Here is a 7,088-nt window from a genome sequence, read left to right as displayed (position 1 = left end):
CTTTTGATAGTAGAATCTATGACGCAGAGAAGAATTTAAGCCAGACTTTTGATAGTAGAATCTATGACGCAGAGAAGAATTTAAGCCAGACTTTTGATAGTAGAATCTATGACGCAGAGAAGAATTTAAGCCAGACTTTTGATAGTAGAATCTATGACGCAGAGAAGAATTTAAGCCAGACTTTTGATAGTAGAATCTATGACGCAGAGAAGAATTTGAGCCAGACTTTTGATAGTAGAATCTATGATGCAGAGAAGAATTTAAGCCAGACTTTTGATAGTAGAATCTATGACGCAGAGAAGAATTTAAGCCAATCTTTTGACAATAGAGTTTGGAAAGCGGAATTATACTTAAAGAAAGAAATTTTAGCAAGAATTTGGTTGTTAAATAGAATGCTGGCTAATATTGAAAACTCTCAAAACCATAAAGATAAACTTTCCACCACATCTATATATGGAGCAAATTTTTATGAAGATAATCAATATGGTTCGTTCATGTCTGCAATTGAAGTTTTAAAGTATTTGATACCCATATATAATCCGAGCAGTATAGTAGATTTCGGATTTGGAACCGGGACATGGTTGGCAGCAGCTAAACAGATTAATAGGGATATACAGGTTACAGGAGTAGATGGTGATTATGTAGACCGAAATATGTTAATGGTAAAAAAAGAGGAATTTTTAGCAAGAGATTTGACAGAAAATCTGGATTTACATAAGAAATTCGACATGGTAATTTCATTAGAGGTGGCTGAGCATTTAAATGAAAAGTATGCAGATACTTTTATAGATACATTGTGCAGGCACTCAGATATCGTTTTGTTTTCTGCAGCTCATGTAGGTCAGGGAGGAGATGGCCATGTGAATGAGCAACCTATAAGTTATTGGGTAGAAAAGTTTGAAAAAAGAGGCTATATTTGGAATGATATAAGAAATGAATTTAAAGATAATTACAATATCGAACAATGGTATAAAGATAATATATCTATTTTTATAAAGAACCGGTAATAATGAGAAATAGATATGGAAAAAAGTTGTAATTTTTGGAAAACCCACAGATGGAAATTATAAATGTCAATATATAATGAGTTCATATGTTAATCATTATACTACTATAGAGTTTTGTTGTGGAGAAGGGCTCAGTATTTAAACTTGGAGATGTTTTGGTAGTAAAGTTTGTAAACCGTAATGAAAAGGAATAAATACTGTACAGAATATGTGTTATTGTTATAGTAAAGCTGAGCTAAAGTAACAGAGTTTACTTTAGCTGGATTTAATAATTATTGCTAGCAACAGATTTTAGATTAGAATAGTAGTTTTGAAAAAATAAGTAAGGGGACTAAGTATTATTTATGTATTGAAGTATTAAGATAATATTAAATATTATGAGTAATACTTTATATTCCATAAATATGTAATTTTTATTGAACATGAGAGGTAATTAAATGACTTTTATTTATAGTTTATTATTTGTTGTATTTACCTTCTTATATCTTTGTTTGATAAAAAAAGATATAAGAAGGTGGATCTATGCACCAATAATGGGAGGGGCCACTGTAATATTTGTAATAATATTGAACCTATTTATTGTTTTTCCGGCAGATACTGTTACCATTAGAGCTTTGGATGAAAAAGATTCGTCTTCAGCTGCAACATATATTACTATGCAGAATATAACAGATAATAATGATACTGTTTTAAAGTATAGTGTTGTAGACGGGAAATGGTTAGATACCAATGGTGGACAGCGTTGGGGGGGAGTATCTGTTACAGGACTTACAGATACCATTACTATAAAATTACGAAAAGGCAATGATAGAAGTATAAACTTCCATGCCACAAGATGGGGAGGAAAGGCTGCCCTTAGTTTTAACGGTTCATCTGAAAAGGTACTATCTTCTTATGTTGATTCTGATAATGACAGTGTATCTATTCCTTTGCCCAATACAGGTGGAATTATAGGTTTTGGCATAATAAATATATTTGCTATTGTTTTGGAATGTATTATTTTAGGAATAGTTATATTTTGTCTATATATACACAGGATAAAGATTTTAAATTTAATTACAGAACACCAATATGAGTTGGTAGCAATAGTAATAGCATTAGTCGGATTCACAATTATGATTTCTTTGGGAAATTATAAATCAACATGGATGGATGATTCGGCAACTATGGGGATAGCGGCAAAAAACAGAAGCCTGGGAGAAGTGATAGAGCTTATCCTTAGGGAGGAGTCAACAACACCACCTTTATACACTGTTGCATGGCACTATTTTTCAAAGCTTATTCCTGTTGGAACAGGAGCTTTGGCATTGTGGGCCAGAATGTTGTCAATTATAGCAAATACTATCGGATTTTATGTTGGTGCTATGGTAGTAAGAAGAGGATGGAATAAATATGTTGGAATAATATTTGAGCTTTTTTTGATAACATCAAATGCTTTGATAGTAAATTCGGGTTTTGCAGTTAGGTCATATGGTTTTATGATATTGATGCCTTTATTTTTGCTCTATGCTATTATTCTTCGCCTGGAAGATGGAAAAGAAAACAAAACTAAAACAACAGTAGTTCATATATCAGCAATTTTAGCCATATGTTATACACATTACTTTGGAATTCTCACTTGTTTTGGATTATTTTTGTATGAATGTTATTTGTTTATAAAGAAAAGATATTCATATAAATTTATATTTTCATATATGGTAGCAGGTGCCGTTTATTTGCCATGGCTTATTATAAATTATTTAATAACAAGAGAACAGTGGGGTAATGCATTTTGGATTAGTCCACCCACCTTCGGAAGTATTATAGATATACTGAATTGGCTTGTATCATCTCAAGAATTTGCGATTTTATGCGTAATGATCGGTTTTTTTGTTACAATTTATAAAATCAGAGAAGCAAAGCTGTGTATTGATTTGAATTTAGCAATGATTATAACAATTATTGTTGAGATATTCATTGTGTTCTTTTACTCTAAGTATCTTAATCCAAAGTCATCTGTATGGACTAATAGATACTTCCTCAATTTATTGCCATATATGCTCATTATAGCAAGTTTTGGTTTGGAAGAAATTATATCTTTCTTTACAAATGGAAGGATAAAAAGAATTGGATTTGTATATTTGGTAATGTCCTGCTTTATTTTTATAAACAGTAATGTTACTTTATATACAAAAAGAGATATGGAATCAAGTTTTTATCAGCCATACAGAGAGGCTGCAGAATATCTGATAAATCAACCTGATGCAAACAGTCCGGATACATTAGTATTAATTAGTTCAACATATTCTATAGGGTGGGACTACTATTTGACACACAATGGTAAGTTTGAGCCTATAAAATATCAGAAAACATTTCAGGGGGATTTTGATAGAGAAAATATAAAGAAATATAAGAAGATATATTTGTTGGATATACATATACTGTTGAATGATGCAGATAGAATGGCTTTAGAGGAAAACTTTCATCAAATATATAAAGATGAAAAATCTACGGTCACAACATATATTCGTAACTAATAAAACTTACAATTCTCAATTATTTATTTGCTAAACTTGATTATTATTGCTTTTTATGATAGTTTATTGTTGATATAATGTAACATGAGAATATAGAGTTTTTAAAATAAAAAAAGGAGTGCATATTTTATGCAAAAAGATTTATGATTATTGCACAGACACCATTTAGAATGTCATTTTTTGGCGGAGGGACAGATTATGAGGGATTTTATAAAGAACATGGAGGTGCTGTCATTTCGACTACTTTTGATAAGTATTGTTATACAACAGTGCGTCATCTCCCTAGATTCTTTGACTATTCCAATCAGATCACTTATGGGATAATTGAAAGAACAAAGACTATTGATGAGATACAGCACCCTGCTGTTAGGAATATCATGAAGTATTTAGATATGCATGAGCTCAGGGTAGTTTATGAAGCGGACCTTCCGGCAAGATCAGGGCTTGGTACCAGTTCTTCATTTGCAGTAGGTTTGTTAAATGCCTGTTATGCATTGAAGGGTAAATATGCAGATAAAAGAAGACTGGCAGATGATGCCATTTATGTTGAAAGAGTACTTTGTAATGAAGCAGGTGGTATTCAAGACCAAATAGCAGCTTCATTTGGAGGATTTAATAGAATTGATTTCAGAGATGATGGATATACGGTAAAACCGTTGGTATTTTCTACTGATAGAAAAAAAGACTTGAATGATAGGCTGATGCTGTTTTTTACAGGTTTTTCAAGATTTTCAAGTGATATTGCAAAAAATCAAGTAAAGGCGACAAAGGATAAGACTGCCGAGTTACTGGAAATGAAGGCACTTGTGGATGAAGTACAGAAACTGCTTGTTTCGAAGGCTGATTTGAGAGAGTTTGGAAAGCTTCTTGATTATACTTGGAAATTAAAAAGAGGTATTACATCAGACATTAGTAATAACGACATAGATTTGTTATATAAAAAAGCAATAGATTCCGGAGCAACCGGAGGCAAGTTACTTGGTGCCGGTGGTGGTGGTTTCTTGTTGTTTTATGTAGAGCCTGAGTATCAAGAGAATGTAAAGAAAGCTCTTGAGGATCTGGTGTATGTTCCTTTTGAGTTTGAAAATGAGGGAACAAGAATTATGTATTTCAGACCTGAGTATTTTGACTTGGAATCTGTTAAGGAAGGTTCATAGGAAAGGAGTAGTATGGCTACAAAAGCGTTAATTACAGGAATTACAGGAATGGTAGGTTCTCATTTGGCTGATTTTCTGCTGGAGGAGACAGATTGGGAAATTTATGGTGTGTGTAGATGGAGAAGTCCTCTTGATAATGTTGACCACCTTTTAGAAAGAGTAAATAGAAAAGACAGGGTTTTCTTTGAGTATGCTGATTTAAATGATCAGATGTCTTTATATCGCGTTGTGTCAGAGATTAAGCCTGAGTACATATTTCATTTAGCTGCGCAAAGTTATCCACAGACAAGCTTTACAGCACCTATAGATACTTTGAACACTAATATATTGGGAACATGCAGATTACTTGAGGCCGTACATGTTGCAATGAAAGCGGATGATAAGTATAAGCCCGTGATTCATGTTTGTGCTTCTTCTGAGGTGTTCGGAAAGATTCCGGCAGATAAAAAGCCTGAGGATGGAATTAATGAGGATTGTCCATTTCATCCAGCATCCCCATATGCTATTTCAAAGGTTGGAACAGATCTTGTCGGAAGATATTATGCAGAAGCATTTGGCATGGTTGTAATGACTACAAGAATGTTTACACATACAGGTCCAAGAAGGGGAGACGTATTCCATGAGTCTACATTTGCAAAGCAGATTGCTATGATTGAAGCAGGTATGCTTCCTCCTGTTGTAAAGGTTGGAAATCTCAAGTCTCTGCGTACTTATGCAGATGTAAGAGATGCGGTTAGAGCATACTATATACTTGTAACAAAGAATCCTGTTGCGGGAGAATATTATAATATTGGTGGTAGGTACACTTGTGAGGTTGGAGATACTTTAGAGGCTCTTATCAATATGTCACCAATGAAAGATCAGATTAAAGTCGAGGAAGATCCGGAAAGACTTCGTCCTATTGATGCAGATTTACAGGTTCCAGATTGTAGAAAGTTTACTGCACATACAGGATGGGAGCCGGTGATTCCATTCGAACAGACTATGGAAGATCTTTTGAATTATTGGAGAGATAGAGTAAAAGGTGGACATGAGTTCTTAACAAGATAAAATATGTGGAAATGTATTGGTCATGGACCGATACATTTCCTTTGTTTGCATAAAGAAGGATGTATTAAGTATTGATTTTATATAATATTAGTTTTAGATAGGAGCGATAATGAAAATAGCTGTTTTAGGTGCCGGTGTATCAGGATTAAGTGCTGCAAGAATATTAAAAGATAAGGGACATGAGGTGGTAGTATATGAGAAGAATCCTACTATCGGAGGTTTGGCAAGAAGCCGTTATGTAGATGGAATGCTTTATGATCCTCATGGTGGTCATATTTTAAATTCAAAACATAAAGAAGTTATGGATTGGGTTTTTTCCATCTATCCAAAGGAGAACTGGAAGTATACTGATCGTAACGCTAAAATTTTCTTTTCGGGCAAATATGTTTCATATCCTTTTGAACTTTCTCTTTGTGAGTTGGATGCAGATGATGCCGTAGATTGTGTACATGATTTTGTGCTTTCACAGATGGGACCGGAACCCGACAATTTCAAGGACTGGCTTACATGGAATTTTGGAAAGAGCATAGCAGATTTCTATATGATTCCATATAATGAGAAAATTTGGGCTTATCCGTTGGAAGACATGGGAACAGGATGGATGAGAGGAAAGATGCCGCTTCCGACTAAAAAAGAAATAATCCGATCAGTTATTCTGAAAGACCCTAAGGAAAGAAAGATGCCACATTCATCATTCTATTATCCACTTCATGGTGGTATACAGTCTATGGTTAATGCTATTGGCGAGGGATTAAATATACATACCGACTTTACAATTAAATCACTAGAAAAGATAAACGATAAGTGGAATGTGAATGGTGAAGGTGAGTATGATAAGATAATCAGTACAATTCCACTTCCAGAGTTGCCAAATGTAATGGAGCTTCCTGAAAAGGTAGTAAACTTGATTAAGGGACTAAAATACAACAGCTTGACAACGGTATTGTTTGATTGCCCAAAAACTGATATCACTTGGTTATATATACCGTCTCATGATTATAAGTGCCATCGTGTAGGATATCAAAGTGCTTTAACACCATATGCCAATCCTGATACTACAAGAGGATGTGGAGCACTTGAAGTTATCGGTACAAGCTTTAAAGTAACAGACGATATTGTGAATGATAATACACTTCCAAAAGAACTTGGTTTTGAGAAAATTTTAGATCAACAGTTTTCAGAGTATGCTTATGTTATTCATGATAAAGCCTATGATACAAATGTTAATGGAATTAAGGAGTATTTTAGGGGGGATCCTACATTTAATCTTCTTGGTAGATGGGCTACATGGAATTATAAGAATATGGATTTATGTATGCTCGACGCAATGGAACTTACAAAAGATCTGTAGGTGTTAG

General features: G+C 33.8%; 5 protein-coding genes. All 5 read left to right on the top strand.

Annotation, left to right across the window (positions count from 1 at the left end):
- On the top strand, positions 1-1,007 hold a 1,007-nt coding region (locus tag J4O15_RS00535), incomplete at its 5' end, for a class I SAM-dependent methyltransferase (protein ID WP_208099307.1).
- A gap of 566 nt (positions 1,008-1,573) precedes the next feature.
- A complete protein-coding gene (locus tag J4O15_RS00530) occupies positions 1,574-3,523 on the top strand; it encodes a hypothetical protein (RefSeq protein ID WP_243761910.1) in 1,950 nt (649 codons plus the stop codon).
- A gap of 143 nt (positions 3,524-3,666) precedes the next feature.
- Complete coding sequence (locus J4O15_RS00525; protein ID WP_009219494.1) at positions 3,667-4,680, top strand: GHMP family kinase ATP-binding protein; 1,014 nt, start codon at positions 3,667-3,669, stop codon at positions 4,678-4,680.
- Between the two features lie 12 nt (positions 4,681-4,692).
- Positions 4,693-5,730: a GDP-mannose 4,6-dehydratase gene (locus tag J4O15_RS00520; RefSeq protein WP_009219495.1), complete on the top strand. Its 1,038-nt coding sequence runs from the start codon at positions 4,693-4,695 to the stop codon at positions 5,728-5,730.
- Between the two features lie 109 nt (positions 5,731-5,839).
- A complete protein-coding gene (locus J4O15_RS00515; protein ID WP_009219496.1) occupies positions 5,840-7,081 on the top strand; it encodes a protoporphyrinogen/coproporphyrinogen oxidase in 1,242 nt (413 codons plus the stop codon).
- Positions 7,082-7,088: the final 7 nt, after the last annotated feature.

Origin of the sequence: Lachnoanaerobaculum sp. Marseille-Q4761, assembly GCF_017565785.1 — a bacterium.
Taxonomy (GTDB): Bacteria; Bacillota; Clostridia; order Lachnospirales; family Lachnospiraceae; genus Lachnoanaerobaculum.
This window is presented reverse-complemented; position numbering and strand designations above follow the sequence as displayed.